This is a genomic window from Cryobacterium zongtaii, from assembly GCF_002909375.1.
Taxonomy (GTDB): Bacteria; Actinomycetota; Actinomycetes; order Actinomycetales; family Microbacteriaceae; genus Cryobacterium; species Cryobacterium zongtaii.
On sequence record NZ_PPXD01000005.1, the window covers coordinates 1 to 19,844 of the forward strand.

At 68.3% G+C, this 19,844-nt stretch carries 18 protein-coding genes; 2 read left to right on the plus strand and 16 right to left on the minus strand.

Features of this window, described 5'->3' with window-relative positions; genetic code table 11:
* Window positions 1–375: 375 nt before the first annotated feature.
* Window positions 376–1,677: a tyrosine--tRNA ligase gene (gene tyrS, locus C3B61_RS02270; RefSeq protein WP_088455759.1), complete on the minus strand. Its 1,302-nt coding sequence runs from the start codon at window positions 1,675–1,677 to the stop codon at window positions 376–378.
* Window positions 1,678–1,818: 141 nt separating this feature from the next.
* On the opposite strand from tyrS, the gene C3B61_RS02275 reads away from it, so the two are divergent.
* Window positions 1,819–2,502, plus strand: coding sequence for a DNA-binding protein (locus tag C3B61_RS02275; protein WP_103459407.1), 684 nt, complete (start codon window positions 1,819–1,821; stop codon window positions 2,500–2,502).
* A complete protein-coding gene (locus C3B61_RS02280; RefSeq protein ID WP_088455758.1) occupies window positions 2,499–3,122 on the plus strand; it encodes a hypothetical protein in 624 nt (207 codons plus the stop codon). The genes C3B61_RS02275 and C3B61_RS02280 overlap by 4 nt, the downstream gene beginning before the upstream one ends.
* Before the next feature lie 85 nt (window positions 3,123–3,207).
* On the opposite strand, the gene C3B61_RS02285 is transcribed toward C3B61_RS02280, so the two are convergent.
* The 15 genes from C3B61_RS02285 to C3B61_RS02355 all read right to left on the minus strand — a co-directional run bounded on the left by C3B61_RS02285 (window position 3,208) and on the right by C3B61_RS02355 (window position 19,842).
* Window positions 3,208–3,648 (minus strand): OsmC family peroxiredoxin, encoded by a 441-nt coding sequence (locus C3B61_RS02285; protein ID WP_103459408.1) that lies wholly within the window; start codon window positions 3,646–3,648, stop codon window positions 3,208–3,210.
* Between the two features lie 64 nt (window positions 3,649–3,712).
* On the minus strand, window positions 3,713–4,306 hold the full coding sequence (locus C3B61_RS02290; RefSeq protein WP_103459409.1) for a DNA-3-methyladenine glycosylase: 594 nt from the start codon (window positions 4,304–4,306) through the stop codon (window positions 3,713–3,715).
* Window positions 4,307–4,350: 44 nt separating this feature from the next.
* A complete protein-coding gene (argH, locus tag C3B61_RS02295) occupies window positions 4,351–5,787 on the minus strand; it encodes an argininosuccinate lyase (protein ID WP_103459410.1) in 1,437 nt (478 codons plus the stop codon).
* Window positions 5,788–5,795: 8 nt separating this feature from the next.
* Window positions 5,796–6,995, minus strand: coding sequence for an argininosuccinate synthase (locus C3B61_RS02300; RefSeq protein WP_088455754.1), 1,200 nt, complete (start codon window positions 6,993–6,995; stop codon window positions 5,796–5,798).
* Window positions 6,996–7,055: 60 nt separating this feature from the next.
* Window positions 7,056–7,985: an ornithine carbamoyltransferase gene (gene argF, locus C3B61_RS02305; protein ID WP_103459411.1), complete on the minus strand. Its 930-nt coding sequence runs from the start codon at window positions 7,983–7,985 to the stop codon at window positions 7,056–7,058.
* Window positions 7,986–8,048: 63 nt separating this feature from the next.
* The gene (locus tag C3B61_RS02310; protein ID WP_103459412.1) at window positions 8,049–9,254 is read right to left on the minus strand and encodes an acetylornithine transaminase; all 1,206 of its coding nucleotides are present in this window, start codon (window positions 9,252–9,254) and stop codon (window positions 8,049–8,051) included.
* Window positions 9,251–10,189 carry an acetylglutamate kinase gene (argB, locus tag C3B61_RS02315; RefSeq protein WP_103459640.1) on the minus strand — a complete coding sequence of 313 codons (939 nt, stop codon included), beginning with the start codon at window positions 10,187–10,189 and terminating at the stop codon, window positions 9,251–9,253. Before argB ends, C3B61_RS02310 begins: the two co-directional genes overlap by 4 nt.
* A 14-nt stretch (window positions 10,190–10,203) precedes the next feature.
* The gene (gene argJ, locus C3B61_RS02320; RefSeq protein ID WP_103459413.1) at window positions 10,204–11,385 is read right to left on the minus strand and encodes a bifunctional glutamate N-acetyltransferase/amino-acid acetyltransferase ArgJ; all 1,182 of its coding nucleotides are present in this window, start codon (window positions 11,383–11,385) and stop codon (window positions 10,204–10,206) included.
* A complete protein-coding gene (argC, locus tag C3B61_RS02325) occupies window positions 11,382–12,425 on the minus strand; it encodes an N-acetyl-gamma-glutamyl-phosphate reductase (RefSeq protein ID WP_103459414.1) in 1,044 nt (347 codons plus the stop codon). The genes argJ and argC overlap by 4 nt, the downstream gene beginning before the upstream one ends.
* 448 nt (window positions 12,426–12,873) lie before the next feature.
* Window positions 12,874–15,408, minus strand: coding sequence for a phenylalanine--tRNA ligase subunit beta (gene pheT, locus C3B61_RS02330; RefSeq protein WP_103459415.1), 2,535 nt, complete (start codon window positions 15,406–15,408; stop codon window positions 12,874–12,876).
* Window positions 15,408–16,448, minus strand: a complete 1,041-nt coding sequence (pheS, locus tag C3B61_RS02335; protein ID WP_103459416.1) for a phenylalanine--tRNA ligase subunit alpha — start codon at window positions 16,446–16,448, stop codon at window positions 15,408–15,410. The genes pheT and pheS overlap by 1 nt, the downstream gene beginning before the upstream one ends.
* 58 nt (window positions 16,449–16,506) lie before the next feature.
* Window positions 16,507–17,391: an amino acid ABC transporter permease gene (locus C3B61_RS02340; protein ID WP_103459417.1), complete on the minus strand. Its 885-nt coding sequence runs from the start codon at window positions 17,389–17,391 to the stop codon at window positions 16,507–16,509.
* Window positions 17,388–18,035, minus strand: a complete 648-nt coding sequence (locus C3B61_RS02345) for an amino acid ABC transporter permease (protein ID WP_103429554.1) — start codon at window positions 18,033–18,035, stop codon at window positions 17,388–17,390. The genes C3B61_RS02340 and C3B61_RS02345 overlap by 4 nt, the downstream gene beginning before the upstream one ends.
* 109 nt (window positions 18,036–18,144) lie before the next feature.
* Window positions 18,145–19,017, minus strand: coding sequence for a glutamate ABC transporter substrate-binding protein (locus tag C3B61_RS02350; protein ID WP_103459418.1), 873 nt, complete (start codon window positions 19,015–19,017; stop codon window positions 18,145–18,147).
* A 36-nt stretch (window positions 19,018–19,053) separates the two neighbouring features.
* Window positions 19,054–19,842 carry an amino acid ABC transporter ATP-binding protein gene (locus C3B61_RS02355; RefSeq protein ID WP_103429552.1) on the minus strand — a complete coding sequence of 263 codons (789 nt, stop codon included), beginning with the start codon at window positions 19,840–19,842 and terminating at the stop codon, window positions 19,054–19,056.
* Window positions 19,843–19,844: the final 2 nt, after the last annotated feature.

The window sequence follows — 19,844 nt, forward strand, 5'->3', positions numbered from 1 at the left end:
ATCTCTGTCGCGGTATCCCCTAGAAAGGGACCCTACGACCGAGGTTTTTGGCATTTGACATTGTGCACGCTGTTGAGTTCTCAAGGATCGGACGCACCCAGCCGCCGGCCAATTGACCTTTGCACTGAGGCACTTCGATGTTGTTCTGTTTCCGTCAAGCCCGGCAGTTCGAATGAATTCGCTGCCAACACTTGGAAGTGGTCCCGCTTGAGGCCGGGAAGCTCTTCGGCTTTCCGCACCTGTGGGGTGACAAGAGATGACATTACGCGGGTTCCGAATGCCCCGCAATCCCGGGAGCATCCCGGGCGTGTCGCAGATAGACACCCGCCCGCAATGCGGCCGTAACCTGCCGGTCACACAGCGGGCGGGCGGGGTCTATTCGACGAAAACGCCGGCGAGGGTCTTCTTGCCACGACGGAGCACGGCCACTCCCCCGGGCAGGACCGATCCCTCAACGGTGGCCGTCTCATCGGTGACCTTCACGTTGTTCAGGTAAACGCCGCCCTGGCCGATCGCGCGGCGGGCTTCACCCAGGCTCTTGGTCAGTCCGGTGTCCACGAGTAGCTGCATCACCTGCGCCTGCGGGAACGTCGTGGTGTTCGGCAGTGCCCGAAGCGCCGACTCGAGGGTTTCGGCATCAAGATCGGCGAGCTCGCCCTGACCGAAGAGGGCCTGCGTGGCCCGAATAGCCGCATCCGTCGCCGAGACACCGTGCACCAGGCTGGTCACCTCGTAGGCGAGGGTGCGCTGGGCTTCGCGCTTGAACGGCTCGGTGGCCACCAGCTCCTCGAGCGCATCGATCTGCACGCGAGTGAGGAACGTGAAGATCTTGAGCCGGGCGATGACGTCGGCGTCGTCGGTGTTCAGCCAGAACTGGTACATCGCGTACGGGCTCGTGAGAGTGGGATCCAGCCATACCGCGTTCCCCTCGCTCTTGCCGAACTTGGTTCCGTCGGTGTTCGTGATCAGCGGGGTGCCGATCGCGTGCACGCTCGTGCCCTCCGCGCGGTGGATGAGGTCGGTGCCGCTGGTGAGGTTGCCCCACTGGTCGCTGCCCCCGGTCTGCAGCACACAGCCGTGGCTGCGGTAGAGCTCGAGGAAGTCCATGCCCTGCAGCACCTGGTAGCTGAACTCGGTGTAGCTGATGCCCGCGTCGGAATTGAGCCGGGCGCTCACCGCATCCTTCTTGAGCATGGTGCCCACCCGGTAGTACTTGCCGATGTCGCGCAGGAAGTCGATCGCCGACAGCGGCGCCGTCCAGTCGAGGTTGTTCACCAGGGTGACGGCGTTGTCGCCCTCGGCGCTGAGGAAGCGGGTGACCTGAGCCTGCAGGTAGCCGACCCACTCGTTGACGACCTCCGGAGTGTTCAGCGTGCGCTCCGCCGTGGGGCGCGGGTCGCCGATGAGCCCGGTGGACCCGCCGACGAGCCCAAGCGGCCGGTGGCCGGCTAGCTGCAGCCGACGCATCAGCAGGAGTTGAACCAGGTTGCCGAGGTGCAGGCTGGCCGCGGTGGGGTCGAAGCCGCAGTAGTACGTGATCGGGTCTCCGGCGAGCAGGGCGCGCAGCGCCGACTCGTCGGTGGAGACGTGGACCAGGCCACGCCAGGAGATTTCCTCCCAGACGTCGGCGAAGGTGGGATCGTTGGCTTGCTGAGCAAGGATGCTGGGGTCTGACACGAAGCCAGATTACCAGCGCAGGCGGCCGGGTTCTCGGGATTCAACCTCCGACACGGGCCGGATATCAAGTCCTGAAGCTAAATACAGCTGGATTAACGCTTGAAGCTTGATTAGGCTGTGATTAGGACGGAGGCTTAACCCATGTTTGTGATTACCGCCGATCAAATCGACAGCCGCCATGATCGTGATCGCGCCAGCGACATGATCGCCGAGCTGGTGCAGCGCCACGCCGAGGCTTTCACGCTGCCCCCCGACCAGACCTCCGGCGACGAGATCCAGCTCCTCGTCGCCACGGCCGCCGACGCGTTCGCTATTGTGCTCGATCTGCACCGCACCGGATTCTGGAGCGTCGGGGTGGGCGTCGGCCCGGTGCGTAACCCGCTGCCGGCCACCACCCGGCAGGCCACGGGTGACGCGTTCATCGCCGCCAGGGCCGCGGTGACCCGGGCCAAACGGGCCGAGGCCCGCTTCGCGCTGGACACCCCGCCCGCCGCAGACCGGCCCGGAACTTCGACAGCCACGGAAGTGGAGGCACTCGTGACGATGCTGCTCCTGCTGCGCCAGCGCCGCAGCGGTGAGGGGTGGGAGGCGGTGGACCTGCTCGAGAACGGGCTCGCGCAGACCGACATCGCCCGCAGGCTCGGCATCTCCACGGCCGCGGTGAGCCAGCGGGTGAAAAGCGCGCAGTGGAAGGTGGAGCGCGCCGCGCACCCGGCACTGGTTAGGCTGCTAGACAATCTTGACAGTGGCACCCTCACCAGTGGCACCCTCGACAACGACACCCACGACAGCGACACCAGTGAAATGGATGGCCTCCGCCGATGAATGCCCTGACTTCCCTCGACGTCGTGCAGTACCTGTACTGGGTGCTCCTGCTCCTGGTCACAATGGCCTCGTTGATCCTGGCCGTCCTCGCCTTCCGGCTGGGAAAGCAGCCGTTCGCGATCGCGTCGGCCGGGGCGTTGGGCGGGGCCCTGCTGCTCGCCGCCCTCCCCCTCGGCGAGGCGCCGGTGGTCTTCGGGGTGGTCATCGGCCTGGCCGCGCTTGCGCTGGCCGTGATCGGCGGCGGTCCGGCCGCCGTACTGGCCCTGCAGCTGGCCACGAAGAACTCGGTGGCGCCCGGCAGCCACGGCGGCATCCTCGTCGGCACCGAGTCCTCCCCCGCCGCCGACACGGCATCCGTCGGCGATGCGGTCCCGTCGACTGCGGTGCACGAGGTGCTGCGCGGCGGTCTCACCATCGGCATCCTGGAGCGTTTGGCCGTCGCCGGCGCGATCCTGGCCGGCTTTCCCGAGGCCCTCGCCGTTGTCGTCGCGATCAAGGGCGTCGGCCGTTTCACCGAGCTGGCATCCTCTGAGGCGCGCGAACGGTTCATCATCGGTACCTTCGCCAGCCTCATCTGGGCGTGCGCCTGCGCCATCCTTGTGAGCCTCGCGCAGTCCTGACGTCGGCTGCGGCCACCCGCACACATGGAAACAAGCCCGGCCCGCAGGATCATCCTGCGGGCCGGGCTTGTTGGTTGCGGGGTGCTTAGTCTTCGAGCACCGCCTCGAGGGTGATCTCCACGCCGGTGAGCGCCTTGCTGACCGGGCAGTTCTCCTTCGCGGCCTGCGCCGCGGCGAGGAAGGTCTCACTGTCGATGCCGGAAACCTCGCCGGAGACGGTGAGGTGAATGCCGGTGAGGCGAAAGCCACCGGCGGGGTCGGCACCGAGGGTGACATCCGCGGAGACGTCCAGGGCCTCGATGGTTCCGCCGCTGGCGGCCAGTTCGGCGGAGAGCTGCATGGAGTAGCAGGCGGAGTGGGCGGCGCCGAGCAGTTCCTCAGGGCTGGTGATCCCATTGGCGTCGTCAGCGGCGCGCCGGGGGAACGACACGTCGTGGGTGCCGAGCTGCGAGCTCGTCAGTTCGACCTGGCCTGCGCCGTCGTCGAGAGTTCCGGTCCAGGCTGTGCGGGCGGTACGTGTGGGCATTGATGCTTCCTTCTGTGTCGCTTTTCTGGGGATAGCCAGAGTAACTGGCCGGTAGGTATGAGAGTCATTGGGGTGCGTGCGGATGCCGTCGGTACGCGGACACCGTCCGGTCCCCCGGAATCCAGAACCGCCAGGCGTACTCGGTGCCGCCGCCGGGGCCGCTCACTCCGGTCCGCGGGCCGGTCTGCACCGCCGGAGCCGCCTCGGCCAGGGTCAGCTCGAACGGTTCGGCGCCGAGGTCGGCACCGTCCTGGTGCAGCCCGATTCCCAACGCCTGGGTGAGGCGGGCCGGACCGCGCGCCAGGTCCCGCACAGCCACCGTCGGACCGCGACGGGCGCGAGCCGACTCGTGGCCCGCCACGATCTCGCCGGCCCGCAGCAGCACCGCCGACGCCTCGCCCTCGGGAGAGCAGACGATGTTGGCGCACACGTGCATGCCGTAGCTGAAGTACGCGTACAGGTGACCCGGCGGCCCGAACATGGTGGTGTTTCGAGAGGTGCGCCGACGAAAGGCGTGCGAGCCGGGGTCCGTTCCGGCCAGGTAAGCCTCCACCTCGGTGATGCGCAGCACGGTGTCGCCGTGCCGGAGCAGGCCGCCCAGCAGCAGCGGAGCCACGTCGACCGCGCCCCGGGAGAACAGGTCACGGTCGACGGTCATCCGCAGCGTTTTCGTCAGGGCGTGCCGGTGCTCAGCGGTACGGCTCAGCGAGCCAACGCCGTGGCCAGGGAATGCACCCGGGCCACCAGGGCGGCGCGCTGCTCGGCGACCCGCACGGGCGCGGTGCCGGCCTGGCCGTCTCGGCGGTTGACCGAGCCCTGGATGGTGAGCACCTCGCGCACCTCGGGAACGAGATGCGGCGAGATCTCCGCGAGCCCGGCGTCGTCGATCTCGTGCAGGTCGAGGCCCTGGGCCTCGGCGACCTTCACCAGGGTGCCGGTGATCTCGTGCGCGTCCCGGAAGCTGACGTGCCGTTTCACCAGCCACTCCGCAACATCCGTGGCCAGCGAGAAGCCCTGCGGCGCCAACTCGGCCATGCGCTCGGTGTGGAAGGTAATCGTGGCGATCATGCCCGTGAACGCGGGCAGCAGCACCTCGAGGGTTTCGATGGAATCGAAAACCGGCTCCTTGTCCTCCTGCAGGTCGCGGTTGTACGCCAGCGGCAGGCCCTTGAGAGTGGTGAGCAGCCCGGTGAGGTTGCCGATCAGCCGACCGGACTTGCCGCGCGCGAGCTCGGCGATGTCGGGGTTCTTCTTCTGCGGCATGATCGACGACCCCGTGGAGTACGAGTCGTGCAGGGTGACGAAACCGAACTCGCGGGTGTTCCAGAGGATGATCTCCTCGGCCAGGCGGGACAGGTCGATGCCGATCTGCGCCGTGATGTAGGCGAATTCGGCCACCAGGTCGCGGCTGGCGGTGCCGTCGATGGAGTTCTCCACGACGGCGCCGAACCCGAGTTCGGTGGCGATGAGGGTCGCGTCGAGGCCGAGGGTGTTGCCAGCCAGCGCGCCGGAGCCGTACGGGGAGAAATTCGCCCGCTTGTTCCAGTCGGTGAACCGTTCGAGGTCGCGCACCAGCGGCCAGCAGTGCGCGAAAAGGTGGTGGGCCAGCAGCACCGGTTGCGCGTGCTGCAGGTGGGTGCGGCCGGGCATGATGGCGGTCTCGTTCGCCTCGGCCTGCGCGGCGAGGGCGTCGATGAGGTCAACAACGAGCCGGGCGATGACGGCGGCGTGGTCGCGCAGCAGCATCCGCACCAGGGTGGCGACCTGGTCGTTGCGGCTGCGGCCGGCGCGCAGCTTGCCGCCGAGTTCGGTGCCGACGATGTCGATCAGCCCGCGCTCCAGCGCCGAGTGCACGTCTTCGTCGGTCGGGGCCGGCTGGAACCGGCCATCGTTGACGGCCTCATCGAGGGTGTCCAGGCCGGCGAGCATGCCGGCCAGTTCGTCCTCGGTGAGGTAGCCGGCAGCGGCCAGGGCACGCGCGTGGGCGCGCGACCCGCGGATGTCGTACCCGGCCAGCTGCCAGTCGAAATGGGTGGATTTGCTCAAGCGCGCCAACTCCGGCGACGGTCCGCCGGCGAAGCGGCCGCCCCAGAGGGCGCCCGCCTCACCCGCACGGTTGATGCTCGTGTCGCCGGTCATGCCGGGACCTACTTCGCGGCCTGGTCGCGGCGGGCCGCGATCTTGCTCGGCAGGCTCCACAGCTCGATGAAGCCCTTGGCCATCGACTGGTCGAACGAGTCGCCGGTGTCGTAGGTGGCCAGGTCGAAGTCGTACAGGCTCTGCTTGCTCTGACGCCCGGTGACCACGGCGGTGCCGGCGTGCAGCGTCATCCGGATGTCGCCGGAGACGTACTTCTGGGTGTCGTCGATGAAGGCGTCCAGCGACTTCTTCAGGCCGGAGAACCAGAGGCCGTCGTAGACGAGCTCGCTCCACTTGGCTTCGACGCCGCGCTTGTAGCGGGCAACGTCGCGCTCGACGGTGACGTTCTCGAGCTCTTCGTGCGCCGTGATCAGGGCGATTCCGGCCGGGGACTCGTAGACCTCGCGGCTCTTGATGCCCACGAGACGGTCTTCGACGATGTCGATGCGGCCGACACCCTGGTCGCCGGCGAGCTTGTTCAGCAGCACCACGGCCTCGAGCGGGGTGACCGGCTTGCCGTCAACGGCAACGGGAACACCCTGGTCGAAGGTGATGATGACCTCGGTGGCCTCGCGCGGGATGGACGGGTCCTGCGTGTAGGTGTAGAGGTCCTCGATCGGCGCGTTCCACGGGTCTTCCAGGAAGCCGGTCTCGACGGCGCGACCCCAGACGTTCTGGTCGATGGAGTACGGGCTCTTCTTCGACTGCGCGATCGGCAGGTTGTGCAGCGCGGCGTACTCGATGGCTTTGTCGCGGGTCAGCGCGAAGTCGCGCACCGGAGCGAGCGAGGTGAGCTCGGGGGCCAGGGCGGTGACGGCGGCTTCGAAGCGCACCTGGTCGTTGCCCTTGCCGGTGCAGCCGTGCGCGACACTGTCGGCGCCGAGGGCGCGGGCGGTGGCGGCGAGGTGCTTGGCGATCAGCGGGCGGCTGATCGCGGAGACCAGCGGGTACCGCTTCTGGTACAGCGCATTGGCCTTGAGCGCCGGGACGATGTAGTCGTTGGCGAATTCGTCCTTGGCATCGACGACGATCGACTCCACGGCGCCGCAGTCGAGGGCGCGCTGTCGGATGACATCCATGTCCTCGCCCTCTTGTCCGACGTCGACAGCCAGTGCGACGACCTCTTTGCCGGTGGCGTCCTTCAGCCAGCCGATGCCCACCGAGGTGTCAAGGCCCCCGGAATATGCCAGTACAACCCGCTCAGCCATGGTTCTCCTTCATAAGTTTTGCGTGATTCAAGTTTATTGGTGGTGCGTGCGAGCAGGCGGTTAGCGCGCGTTGTGCGCGAGCAGCCAGACGAGCAGCGCCTTCTGGGCGTGCAGGCGGTTTTCCGCCTCGTCCCAGATGATGCTCTGAGGACCGTCGATGACGTCGGCCGTGACTTCGTAACCACGGTCGGCCGGCAGGCAGTGCATGAAGTGCGCGTCGGGTTTGGCCAGGGCCATCAGGTCGGCGTCGACGCGGTAGCTGCCGAGGGAGCCGAGCCGGATGGCCTTTTCCTCTTCCTTGCCCATCGACACCCAGGTGTCGGTGATGACGACATCAACGCCGGCAACGGCCGCGGCCGGGTCGGTGAACAGGGCCACGGAACCGCCGGTCTGGGCGGCGATGGCCTCCGCGTCGGCAACGACCTGCGGGTGGGGTGTGTACCCGGCCGGTGAGGCGATGCGCACGTGCATGCCGGCGGTCGCCCCGGCGAGCAGGTAGGACTGCGCCATGTTGCAGGCGCCGTCGCCGAGGAAGGTCAGGGTCTGACCGGCGAGGTCGCCGCGGTGCTCCCGGATGGTGAGCAGGTCCGCGAGCAACTGGCAGGGGTGGAAGTCGTCGGAGAGCGCATTGACCACGGGCACCGTGGTGTTCAGGGCCATCTCTTCAAGGCCGGCCTGGCCGTAGGTGCGCCACACGATCGCGGCGACCTGACGCTCGAGCACCCGGGCGGTGTCAGCGGCGGTTTCCTTGCCGCCGAGCTGGCTGCTCGCGGTGCTGATGATCAACGGGCTGCCGCCGAGGTCGGCGATGCCGACGGCGAACGAGACCCGGGTGCGGGTGGAGGACTTGTCGAAGATCACGGCGACAGTTTTCGGTCCGGCCAGCGGCTGGACCGAGAATCGGTCTCGCTTCAGTTCCAGGGCCAGATCGAGGATCTCGGCCTGTTCGGCCGGAGAAATGTCGTCGTCGCGCAAGAAATGGCGGGTCACGGGGTCACTTTCGCTGAATTCTGAGGTGTAATGCGGGATTCCTCCACCTTATCTCGTGGCGGGTTACCTAGTGGCGGGCACGAGACCCGAACTGGTCACACGGGCCAGGGCCGCCCGAAAACGCTCGTCGAAGTCGGCCAGCTCGGCATCACCGACGATCAGTGGCGGTGCGATCCTGATGCTGAATTCGTTCGCGGCGTTCACGATCAGGCCTTCAACCAGCGCGGCGGCGGCCAACTTGAGGGCCACCGGTTCGCTCAGTCCGATGCCCAGCAGCAGCCCGCGGCCACGCACTTCACTGATCAGGGGCGAATCCATGCCGACGATGAGCTCACGGATCTCCTCGCCGCGACGGGCGGCGTTGCCGACGAGGTCGTCGCGTTCGATGACGCCCAACACCGCATTGGAAGTGGCCGTGACGAACGGGTTGCCGCCGAAGGTGGAGCCGTGCTGGCCGCGGAGGAACAGGTCGCTGGTGTCGCCGAAGGTGACGAGCGCTCCGATCGGCACTCCCCCACCGATGCCCTTGGCGACCGTGACGGCATCCGGCAGCACGTTGGAGTGTTCGTAGGCGAACCACTTGCCCGTGCGGCCGGCGCCGGTCTGCACCTCGTCGATGATGAGCAGCACGCCGTGCTGGGTGCAGAGCTCGCGGGCGCGGCGCAGGTAGCCCTCCGGCAGGTCGATGACGCCGGCCTCACCCTTGACGGGTTCGAGGAACAGTGCGGCGACGGTGTCGTCCAGTTCACGCTCGAGGGCGGCGATGCTGGTCTCGATGTGCTGCACGCCACCGGGAACGGGTTCGAACGGGGCGCGCATCAGCGGCTTGCCGGTGAGGGCGAGCGCGCCCATGGTGCGGCCGTGGAACGAGTCGTTCAGCGCGAGGATCCGGCTGCGGCGACCGCCGGCGGTGTTCAGCCTGGCGAGCTTGAACGCGGCCTCATTGGCCTCGGCACCGGAATTGCAGAAATAGACCCGGCCGGCGTCGCCCGCACCGGTGAGGCGTTTGAGCCGTTCGGCCAGCTCGATCTGCGACGGCGAGGCGAAGTAGTTGGAGATGTGCGCGAGGGTGCCGATCTGCTGCTGGGCGGCGGCGACCATGTCGGGGTGGGCGTGGCCGAGGGAGTTGACGGCGATGCCGGCCAGGAAGTCGAGGTATTTGGTGCCGTTCTCGTCCCAGACGTAGCAGCCCTCACCGCGCACCAGCACGGCCAGCGGGGGCGACAGGGTTTTCATCATTGCGTCTGCGTAGCGTTCGTGCAGGGTCATGCGGGAACCACCTCAGTACCGATACCGCTTCCGGTGAAGATTTCGACCAGGATCGAGTGCGGCACTCGACCATCGATGATCGCCGCTTTGGCGACGCCGCCCTCGACGGCGTCCAGGCAGGCTGTCATCTTGGGGATCATTCCCGATTCGAGATCGGGAAGCAGGGTGCGGAGCGCATCGACGTCGATGACCGACACGAGAGAGTCGCGGTTGGGCCAGTCGCTGTACAGGCCGGCCACGTCGGTGAGGATCACGAGCTTGGCGGCGTTCAAAGACACGGCGAGGGCCGCGGCGGCGGCATCCGCGTTGACGTTGAGCGACTGGCCCGGCACCTCGACGTCCGGCGCGATCGACGAGACCACCGGGATCCGGCCGGCGCTCAGCTGCGCGTGCACGGCCTCGGGATCGACGCCGATCACGTCACCGACCAGGCCGAGGTCCACCTCTTCGCCGTCGATGACGACACCGCGGCGGCGTCCGCGGAACAGGCCGGCGTCTTCGCCGCTGAGGCCGGCGGCGAGGGGGCCGTGCGCGTTGATGTGGCTGACCAGGTCGCGGTTGATCTGTCCGGTGAGCACCATCCGCACCACGTCCATGGCCTCGGGGGTGGTGACCCTGTAGCCACCGCGGAATTCGCTCTCGATACCGAGGCGGGCGAGCATCGCGGAGATCTGCGGGCCGCCGCCGTGCACCACGACGGGGCGGATGCCCGCGTAGCGGAGGTACACCATGTCCTCGGCAAACGCGCGCTGCAGTTCCTCGCTGACCATGGCGTTGCCGCCGAACTTGACGACGATGATCTGGTCGTGGAACTTCTTCAGCCAGGGCAGAGCCTCGATCAGCGTGGCGGCCTTGACCTTCGCCTCCGCGGGGGTGTTGTCGACGTCGTCGAGGGTGGGAACCTGCGGCGGCGCGGCGGGAGTGGCGGTGCTCATCGGCTCGGTGCTCATCAGCTGGAGTACGCGCTGTTCTCTTCGACGTAGTCGTGGGTGAGGTCGTTGGTCCAGATCGTGGCGCCCACGGTGCCGGCGTGCAGGTCGATGACCACCGAAACGGCGCGCGGGGTGAGGTCGACCAGCTCGCGCGGCTGGTCAGGCTCCCCCGCCGTGCAGACCTGGATGCCGTTGATGGCCACATCGATGCCATACGGGTCGAATGCCGCGTCGGCCTCGGGGATGGTGCCCACCGCGGCGAGCACCCGGCCCCAGTTGGGGTCGTTGCCGTAGATCGCGGCCTTGAACAGATTGCTGCGCGACACGGCGCGGGCCACCGTGACGGCCTCGGTTTCGGACGCGGAGTTACGCACCGAGATGGCCACATCGTGCGAGGCGCCCTCGGCGTCGCCCTGAAGCTGCAGGGTCAGGTCGCGGCACAGGTTGGTGAGCGCGGTGGTGAATTCTTCGGGGTCCGCGTCGACGCCGCTGGCGCCGGAGGCCAGCAGGCTGACGGTGTCGTTGGTGGACATGCAGCCGTCGGAGTCGAGCCTGTCGAAGGTGACCCTGGTGGCTTCCCGCAACGCGGCATCCAGCTGTGCGGAGGACAGGACGGCGTCGGTGGTGATCACGACGAGCATGGTGGCCAGGCCGGGGGCGAGCATCCCGGCGCCCTTGGCCATCCCGCCGATGGTCCAGCCGGCCGGGGACACCTGGGTGGCCTGCTTGGGCCGGGTGTCGGTGGTCATGATCGCCTGCGCGGCGGCGAGGCCGGCGGCGGCGGATGATGCGGCGGCGTCCTTGAGGGCCACGCCGGCGTCGAAGACGCCCGCGGTGATCTTGCCGAGGTCGAGCTGCTCCCCGATCAGGCCGGTGGAACAGACCAGTACGTCGCCGGAGGAGACCTGGAGCTGTTCGGCGACGGCCTCGGCCGTGGCGTGGGTGGTCTGGAAGCCGATGCTGCCGGTGTAGCAGTTGGCGCCGCCGGAGTTCAGGACGATGGCGCTGACGCGGCCGTCGCTCATCACCTGCTGGCTCCAGATGATCGGGTTGGCCTTGCACCGGTTGCTGGTGAACACCGTCGCGGCGTTGGCGAGCGGGCCGAGGTTGGCGACGATGGCCAGGTCGAGGCCACCGGACTTCTTGAGGCCGGCGGTGACGCCGGCGGCGGCGAATCCGGCGGGGGCGGTGACGCTCACGGGGCAACTCCATTCGTGCTGAGACCCCGGGTTTCGGGCAGCCCGAGGGCAATGTTGGCGGACTGGATGGCGGCGCCGGCGGTGCCCTTGACGAGGTTGTCGACGGCGGTGACCGTGACCACCCGGCCGGCGGCTTCGTCGATCGCGAGGCCGATGAGCGCGGTGTTGGCGCCGAGAACGTCGGCGGTACGCGGGAACTGGCCGGTCGGCAGGACGTGCACGAACGGTTCGTCGGCGTAGAGGGATTCCCAGGCGTGGCGCACGGCGGCGGCGCTGGTGCCGGGTACCAGTCGGGCCGTCGAGGTGGCGAGGATGCCGCGCGACATCGGCACGATCACCGGGGTGAACGACACGGTGGGCCCGGTCGCGCCGGCCCAACGCAGGCTCTGCTGGATCTCGGGGATGTGCCGGTGGCTGCCGCCGACGGCATAGGGGTTGGCGGAGCCGAGGATCTCGGCGGCGAGGTTGGGCACCTTGAGGCTCTTGCCGGCGCCGGAGGGGCCGACGGCGAGCACGGCGACGATGTCGGCCGGTTCGATCACGCCCGCGAGGATGCCGGGGGCCAGGGCGAGCGCGACCGTGCTGGCATTGCAGCCGGGCGCGGCGATGCGGCGGGCGCCGATCAGCCGGTCACGTTGCCGGCCGCCGGCGACGGGCAGTTCGGGCACACCGTATGCCCAGGCGCCGAAGTAGTCGCCGCCGTAGAACGCGGACCAGTCGGCCTCACTCTCGAGACGGTGGTCCGCGCCGCAGTCCACCACGAGGGTGTCGGCACTCAGTTGGGCGGTCAGTGCCCCGGATGCGCCGTGCGGGAGGGCGAGGAAGACGACGTCGTGGCCGGCCAGGGTGGTCGCATCCGTGTCCGCCAGCACGAGGTGGGACAGTGAGCGCAGGTGTGGTTGCACGTCGACCAGGCGCTGGCCGGAGTTGCTGTGCGCGGTGACCGTGCGCACCTCGAAATCGGGGTGAGCGGCCAGCAAACGCAGCAGCTCACCGCCCGCATACCCGCTGGCGCCCGCAACCGCTACCGAAAAGACCATGGACCAAACCTACCCGGACGCCAGCACAGCCCGACAATCGCGCATTGCCCGATGAAGCCGTCGCGGCACGCGCAAGTCCCCGCGGCACGCGGTCGCCCCCAAGGCACGCGGTAGCCCCCACGGCACGCGGTAGCCCCCACGGCACGCGTCGGTGCCGGCGGCACGCGCCAGGCCCCGCGGCACCCGCAACAACACGTGCCGCCGCGCCCAAGACATGCCACGACTCTCAACACGTGCCGCGACCCTGACCGACCGCGCAAGCTCCGGCGGCACGCTAACCTCCCGCGGCGCGCTAACCTCCGGCGGCACGCGCCAGGCCCCGCGGCACCCGCAACAACACGTGCCGCCGCGCCCAAGACTTGCCACGATGGTCAACACGTACCGCGACCCTGACCGGCCAGGTCAACCCGGTTGGGCGACAGGAGGCCGGGGCAGGGCCGCGTCGAATCTACTCGCGTAGGTGCGCTCCGTAGCGGGCGGCGGCGAGCTGCACGCCGGCCAGCTTCGCGTCGCTGGCCTCTGCGGCGGTGAGGGTGCGGTCCGGCGCCCGGAACCGCAGCGCGAAGGTGAGCGACTTCTGCCCGGCCTCGATGCCCGTTCCGCGGTAGTCGTCGACCAGCTCGATGCTTTCCAGCAACGTGCCGCTGCCCTCGCGCACGGCCGTGAGCACGTCGCTGGCCGGAACCTGCACACCCACCACGAGCGAGAGGTCCTGGGTGGCGGCGGGCTTGGTGCCGATCACGGTGGCCTGCAGCTCCCCGGTGACCTGGGCGAAGACCGCGGACAGGTTCAGCTCGACGACCGCGACCACGGCGGGCAGGTCGGCGCCGCGGGCCACGGCGGGCAGCAGTTCGCCCGCGAAGCCCACCGACAGCTCGCCGGCATCCGTGCCCACGAACAGCTCGGCGGTGCGGCCGGGGTGCATCGCCTTGTGGGCGCCCTGGCGCACGAGGATCGGCAGGCCGACGGCGAGGCCGATCTGCGCGACGGCGGTGAGGGCGTCCTGCCAGGATGCGGCGATGGGTGCCTGGCCGGGCTGGTGGCGCACGGTGTTGCCGAGCAGCACGATGCCGGCGGTGAACGGCTGCGGCGGGATGCCGGCGTTCAGTTTCGCCTCGAGTTCGGCGCTGGGACGCACCGCGGCCGGCGGCACGACGGCGCTGCCGTAGCTGACGCCCTCGACCGGGCGGAAGACCGAGCCGAGCTCGAAGATCGCCAGGTCGGTCGAGCCGCGGGACAGGTTGCGGTGTGCGATCTGCAGCAGGCCGGGCAGCATCGAGGTGCGCATGAACGGGGCCTCGCCGTCGAGCGGGTTGGCGACCTTGATCTGCGGAACCGTGCTGCTGGCGGGGTCGCCGAACAGGTTGTTCGCCTTCTCGGCGACGAACGGGTAGGCCAGCACCTCGGTGTGGCCGGTGGCGGCGAGCACCGTGGCGACCGAGCGCTTGAGCTGCTGGGTGCGGGTGAGGCCGCGGCCGGGCGGGGCGATGGGCAGCACAGACGGGATGCGGTCGTATCCGACGATGCGAGCGACCTCCTCGGCGAGGGTCCACTTGTCGGTGAGGTCCGGACGCCAACTCGGCGCGGTCACGGCCAGGCCGGTCGCGGTCTCGGTCATCGAGGCGCCGATCTCGGCCAGCGAGGTGCGCACCTCCTCGCGGGTGTACTCCAAGCCGATCAGGCCGGAGACGAAGCCGGTGGGCAGGTCGATCGGGGCACGCTCCGGGGTGGCGTCGTGCAGCGAGCCGAGTCCGTCGGCCACTCCCCCGGCGAGCTCCTCGAGCAGCTGCACCACGCGGGCGGCGGCCACTGCGGCGACCTCGGGGTCGACCCCACGTTCGAACCGGCGGGACGCTTCGCTGGGCAACTTGTGCCGGCGGGCGGTGCGCGCGATCGACACCGGGTCGAAGTTCGCGGCCTCGATGAGTACATTGGTGGTGCCGTCGCCGATCTCGGTGGTCGCTCCGCCCATCACGCCGGCCAGGCCGATGGGGCCGGAACCGTCGGTGATCAGCAGGTCTTCGGGGTTGAGGGTGCGGGTGACGTCGTCGAGGGTGACGAGCTTCTCGCCGGGCTGCGCGCGACGCACGACGAGCCCGCCGGTGAGCTTGTCGAGGTCGTAGCCGTGGATCGGCTGGCCGAGTTCGATCATCACGTAGTTGGTGATGTCCACGATCAGCGAGATCGAGCGGATGCCGGCCAGCTTGAGCCGGGCGATTAGCCAGGCCGGCGACGGCCGGGTGGGGTCGACGCCGCGCACGACGCGGGTGACGAAGACGCTCGCGCCGATGCGGTCGCGGATCGGGGCGGTGTCCTCGATCGAGACCGGGAAGACCTCGGTGGACGCTGTCGCGGTGACGGCCAGGGCCGGGTCGCGGAAGGTCGCTCCGGTGGCGTGCGAGTACTCGCGAGCCACTCCGCGGATCGAGAAGGCGTAGCCGCGGTCGGGGGTGACGTTGATCTCCACGGCGGAGTCGTCCAGGCCCAGCAGGCTGATCGCATCCGTGCCTACCTCGGGGTCGAGCCCGAGGTCGCCGAGCACCAGGATGCCGGCGTGCTCGTCGCCGAGGCCGAGCTCACGGGCCGACGCGATCATGCCGTCGGAGACGTGGCCGTAGGTCTTGCGCGGCGCGATCGGGAACGGGCCGGGCAACACGGCGCCGGGCAGGGTCACGACGACCTTGTCGCCGACGACGAAGTTGTGCGCGCCACAGACGATGCCGTGAATGGCGGGGCCGCCGTCGGCGGCGAGTTCGCCGTCCGCGGCGACGCGCACCTGGCACCAGTTGATGGTCTTGCCGTTGGTCTGCACCTCACCGACGAACTCGAGAACCTGGCCGACCACTATGGGTCCGGTCAGCTCGAAGCGGTGGATATCTTCTTCTTCCAGGCCCACGCTCACCAGGGCGGCGTGCACGGCTTCGGGGGTGGTGCCGGGTTCGAGGTCGACGAATTCGCCGAGCCAGCTCAGGGGAACGCGCATCAGACGGCCATCCCATACTGCTGGCTGAACCGAACGTCGCCTTCGACCATGTCGTGCATATCCTTCACATCGTTGCGGAACATCAGTGCTCGTTCGACGCCGACGCCGAACGCGAATCCGGAGTAGACCTCGGGGTCCAGGCCCGCGGAGCGCAGCACATTGGCGTTGACCATGCCGCAGCCGCCCCACTCGATCCAGCGGGCACCGTCCTTGAAGGTGGGGTGCCAGAGGTCGAGCTCGGCGCTCGGCTCGGTGAACGGGAAGTAGTTGGGGCGCAGGCGCACCTTGGCTTCGTCGCCGAACAGGGCCTTGACGAAGTGGTCGAGGGTGCCGCGCAGGTGCGCCATGGTGAGGCCCTTGTCCACGGCGATGCCCTCGATCTGGTGGAACACCGGAGTGTGGGTCGCGTCGAGCTCGTCGGTGCGGTAGACCCGGCCGGGCGCGATGCGGTACACGGGCGGCTCGGTGCCGAGCAGGGCGCGCAGCTGCACGGGCGAGGTGTGGGTGCGCAGAACCAGGTGCGCCTCGGGCGGGTCGATGAAGAAGGTGTCCTGCATGGCGCGGGCCGGGTGGTCCTCGTCGAAGTTGAGCGCGTCGAAGTTGAACCACTCGCTCTCGAGCTCTGGTCCTTCGGCGACCTCCCAGCCCATGCCCACGAACACGTCAGAGACGCGTTCCTGCAGCAGGGTGAGCGGATGGCGCGCGCCGGCCCGCCAAGTGGAGGCGGCAGCGGTGACGTCCACGGCTTCAGCGGCGAGCTGGGCGGTGGCCTCGGCTTCGACGATGGCGGCTTCGCGGGCGCCCAGCGCCTGGTTCACCCGGGCGCGGGCCTGGCCGACGAGCTTCCCGGCGGCGGCCTTCTGGTCGCCGGGCACGCTGCGCATGAGGGCGTTCAGCGCGGCCAGCGGCGAGGCCTCGCCGACGTGCGCCGAGCGCACGGCCTTGAGGGCGACGGAGTCGGTCGCGGCGTCGATGGCCGCGAGGGCGGCGTCGACGGCCGCGGTGACGACGGGTTCGGTAATTTCAGTGGGGGCAGACACGAGACCCAAGTTTAGTGCCCGGCCGCGGCACGAACTGCGGCGGCCGGGACCTGTCGTCTTAGAAGCCGCCGCCTGCGCCGGCGGCGTTCGGCATGGGCTCAGGAGCTGGGTCGACGAGCTTGCCTGCCTTGGGTCCCGAACGTCGGGCGATCACCCGCGCCAGCCAGGACAGCGACAGGTTCATCGCCAGGTAGATGGCCAGCACGATGAGGAAGAACGAGAACTGGTACCGCTGGCCGAAGAAGTTGGTCATCGTGTAGAGGCCGCTGCGCAGGAGTTCCTCGTAGCCGACGATGAACGCCAGCGAGGTGTCCTTGAGCAGCACCACGAGCTGCGCGATGATGATCGGCAGCATCTGCCGGAACGCCTGCGGGAATTCGATGCGGAACCGGGTGGCGATGGGCGTCAGGCCGATCGCGAGACCGGCCTCCCGCTGGCCACGCGGGAGCGAATTGATGCCCGCTCGCAGCGCCTCGCCGATGATCGCGCCGTTGTAGACGGACAGCGCCGCAACGCCGGCCCAGAACGACCCTGTGGAGAACACCAGCAGGATGAAGAGCATCATCAGCAGCACGGGCATGCCGCGCACGAACTCCAGGACGATTGTCGTCGGCACCCGGATGGCGGCGTGGTCGGCCGAACGCAGGAACGAGAACAGCACGCCCAGGATCAGCGCGAAGAACGCGGCGACACCGGCCATGGTGAGGGTCGCCAGTGCGCCACGCCCGAGGGTGCGCCACACCTCGACGTCGAGCAGGGCGTCCCAGCGGGTCGGGTCCCACATGCCGGGCTGGATGGCGCCGTTGGCGCTGGGCTTGGGGGCGCCGAGGGCCAGGATCAGCCAGGTCAGACCGGCGAGGATGATGATCACGCCGACGACGGAGATGACCCGGGAGCGGGCACGGGCCTTGGGGCCGGGTGCGTCGTAGAGTACTGAGCTCATCGGAGCACCGCCACTTTCTTTTCCACCCTGGCGGCAATCTGCCCGAGTGTGACCGTGATGATCAGGTAGAAGAACGCGACGGCCAGCAGGATCGCGATAACCTCGTCGCCGCGATCGTTGACGACCTGGCGGGACGCCTGGAAGAGCTCGAACACGAAGAAGGCCCCGGCGACCGAGGTGTTCTTGGTGAGAGCGATGAAGACGTTGATCAGCGGCGGGATGACCATCCGCACGGCCTGCGGCATGATCACGAAGCTGAGCGATTGGCCGAAGGTGAGGCCGACGCTGCGGGCGGCTTCGGCCTGGCCGACGGGCACTCCGTTGATGCCGGAGCGCAGTGCCTCGGCGACGAACGGCGAGGTGTAGACGGTGAGACCGATCAGCGCCAGCAGGAAGTAGCCGGGCGAGAACTGCAGGTACGGCAGGATGTACGCGCAGAAGAACAGCACGAGGGTGAGCGGCGTGTTGCGGACCAGCTCGGTGTAGACGGTCGCAAAGGCCCGGAATGACGCGATGGGCGAGATGCGCAGGGCGGCAACGATGACTCCGAGCACGAGTGCGCCGATGCCGGAGAAGACCAGCAACCCGAGCGTGTTCTTGAAGCCTTCCAGAAAGACCGGCAGGTTTTCGATGACTGCGTCCAAGACTCACCTCCTCTGTGTTTGTCGAGACCTTGAGGCCTCTTGGTAGTTCGAGTGAAAACTGCGGATCGGGGCGGCCGGTGCGGCCACCCCGATCGATTGTGCGGTACTGCTAGTAGCGGTCGACCGCCGGCGGTTCCGGCGTCTCGAGCACGGAGCCCGCGGTGGCCTCCCAGGCTGCAGCCCAGGAACCGTCCTCATAGGCCTCTTCGAGGACATCGTTGATGAAGTTGCGGAACTCGGTGTCGTCCTTGGCCAGGCCGATGCCGTAGGGCTCGGCGGTGAACGGGTTACCGACGACCTCGAACTCACCGGCGTTCTGGTCGGCGAGGCCGGCCAGGATCACGTTGTCGGTGGTGACAGCGTCGACCTCACCGCTGCGCAGCGGGCCGAGGCAGTTCGAGTAGGTGTCGGTGGCGATGATGTTGGTCGTGTACGCGGCGATGTTCTTCTCCGACGTGGAGCCGCTCACGGTGCAGACCTTCTTGTCGGCCAGGTCGTCGGGACCTTCGATCCCGGCCTCGTTGCCCGCCAGCACCAGCAGGTCCTGTCCGGCTTCGTAGTACGGGCCGGCGAAGGAGACAACTTCCTTGCGCGCATCGTTGATCGTGTAGGTGGCGACGACCAGGTCGACCTGACCGTTCTGGATGAACGGTTCACGGTTGGCGGAGACAGTCTCAGTCCAGGTGATGTCCGACGCCTCAATGCCGAGCTTGGACGCGATGAGCTTGCCGATTTCGACGTCGAAGCCGACCGGGTTGCCATCCGGGCCCTTGAGGCCGAACAACGGCTGGTCGAACTTGGTGCCGATGGTGATCTCGCCGGCTTCGTTCAGGGCGGCCATTGTGGTGCCCTCTTCGAACGTGATCTCCTCGTCGACCGGTGCCGCCGACGGCGTGCTCGCTCCGGAGTCGGTGCAGCCGCTCAGCGCGAACGCTCCGACCAGGGCGATGGCAGAGATCATTAGACCCTTGTTGCGTCTCATGGTTTCCTCCTGTGTGCTGTGTGTCTCGCCGACCGGTTAGTGGGCAAGTATTTTGGAGAGGAAGTCTTTCGCTCTCGTGCTCTGGGGGTTGGTGAAGAACTTCTCCGGGGTGGTTTCCTCGACGATGTCGCCCTCGGCCATGAAGATGACCCTGTCGGCCGCCTTGCGGGCGAAGCCCATCTCGTGCGTGACGACGATCATGGTCATGCCCTCGTTGGCGAGGTCGACCATGACCTCGAGGACCTCGTTGATCATCTCGGGGTCGAGCGCACTGGTGGGCTCGTCGAGCAGGATCAGCTTGGGGTCCATGGCCAGGGCGCGGGCGATGGCCACCCGCTGCTGCTGGCCGCCGGAAAGCTGGGACGGCATCTTCTTGGCCTGGTTGGCCACGCCGACACGTTCCAGAAGCGCCATGGCCTTCTTCTCGGCGTCGGCCTTGCTCATGCCGCGAACCTTGATCGGGCCGAGCGTGACGTTCTCGAGCACGGTCTTGTGTGCGAACAAGTTGAACGCCTGGAACACCATGCCCACGTCGGCGCGCAGCTGCGCGAGGGCTTTGCCCTCGTTCGGCAGTTCCTTGCCGTCGATGGTGATCGTGCCGTTGTCGATCGTTTCGAGGCGGTTGATCGCCCGGCAGAGGGTGGACTTACCCGACCCGCTGGGGCCGATGACCACGACCACCTCGCCCCGGTTGACCGTGGCGTTGATGTTTTTCAGAACGTGCAGTTCCCCGTAGTTCTTGTTGACGTCCGTGATCACGACCAGGGGTTCCCCCCGGCGTACGGTGATATTGGACGTCGCCGGTGATGCGTCTGTTGGCTCCATAC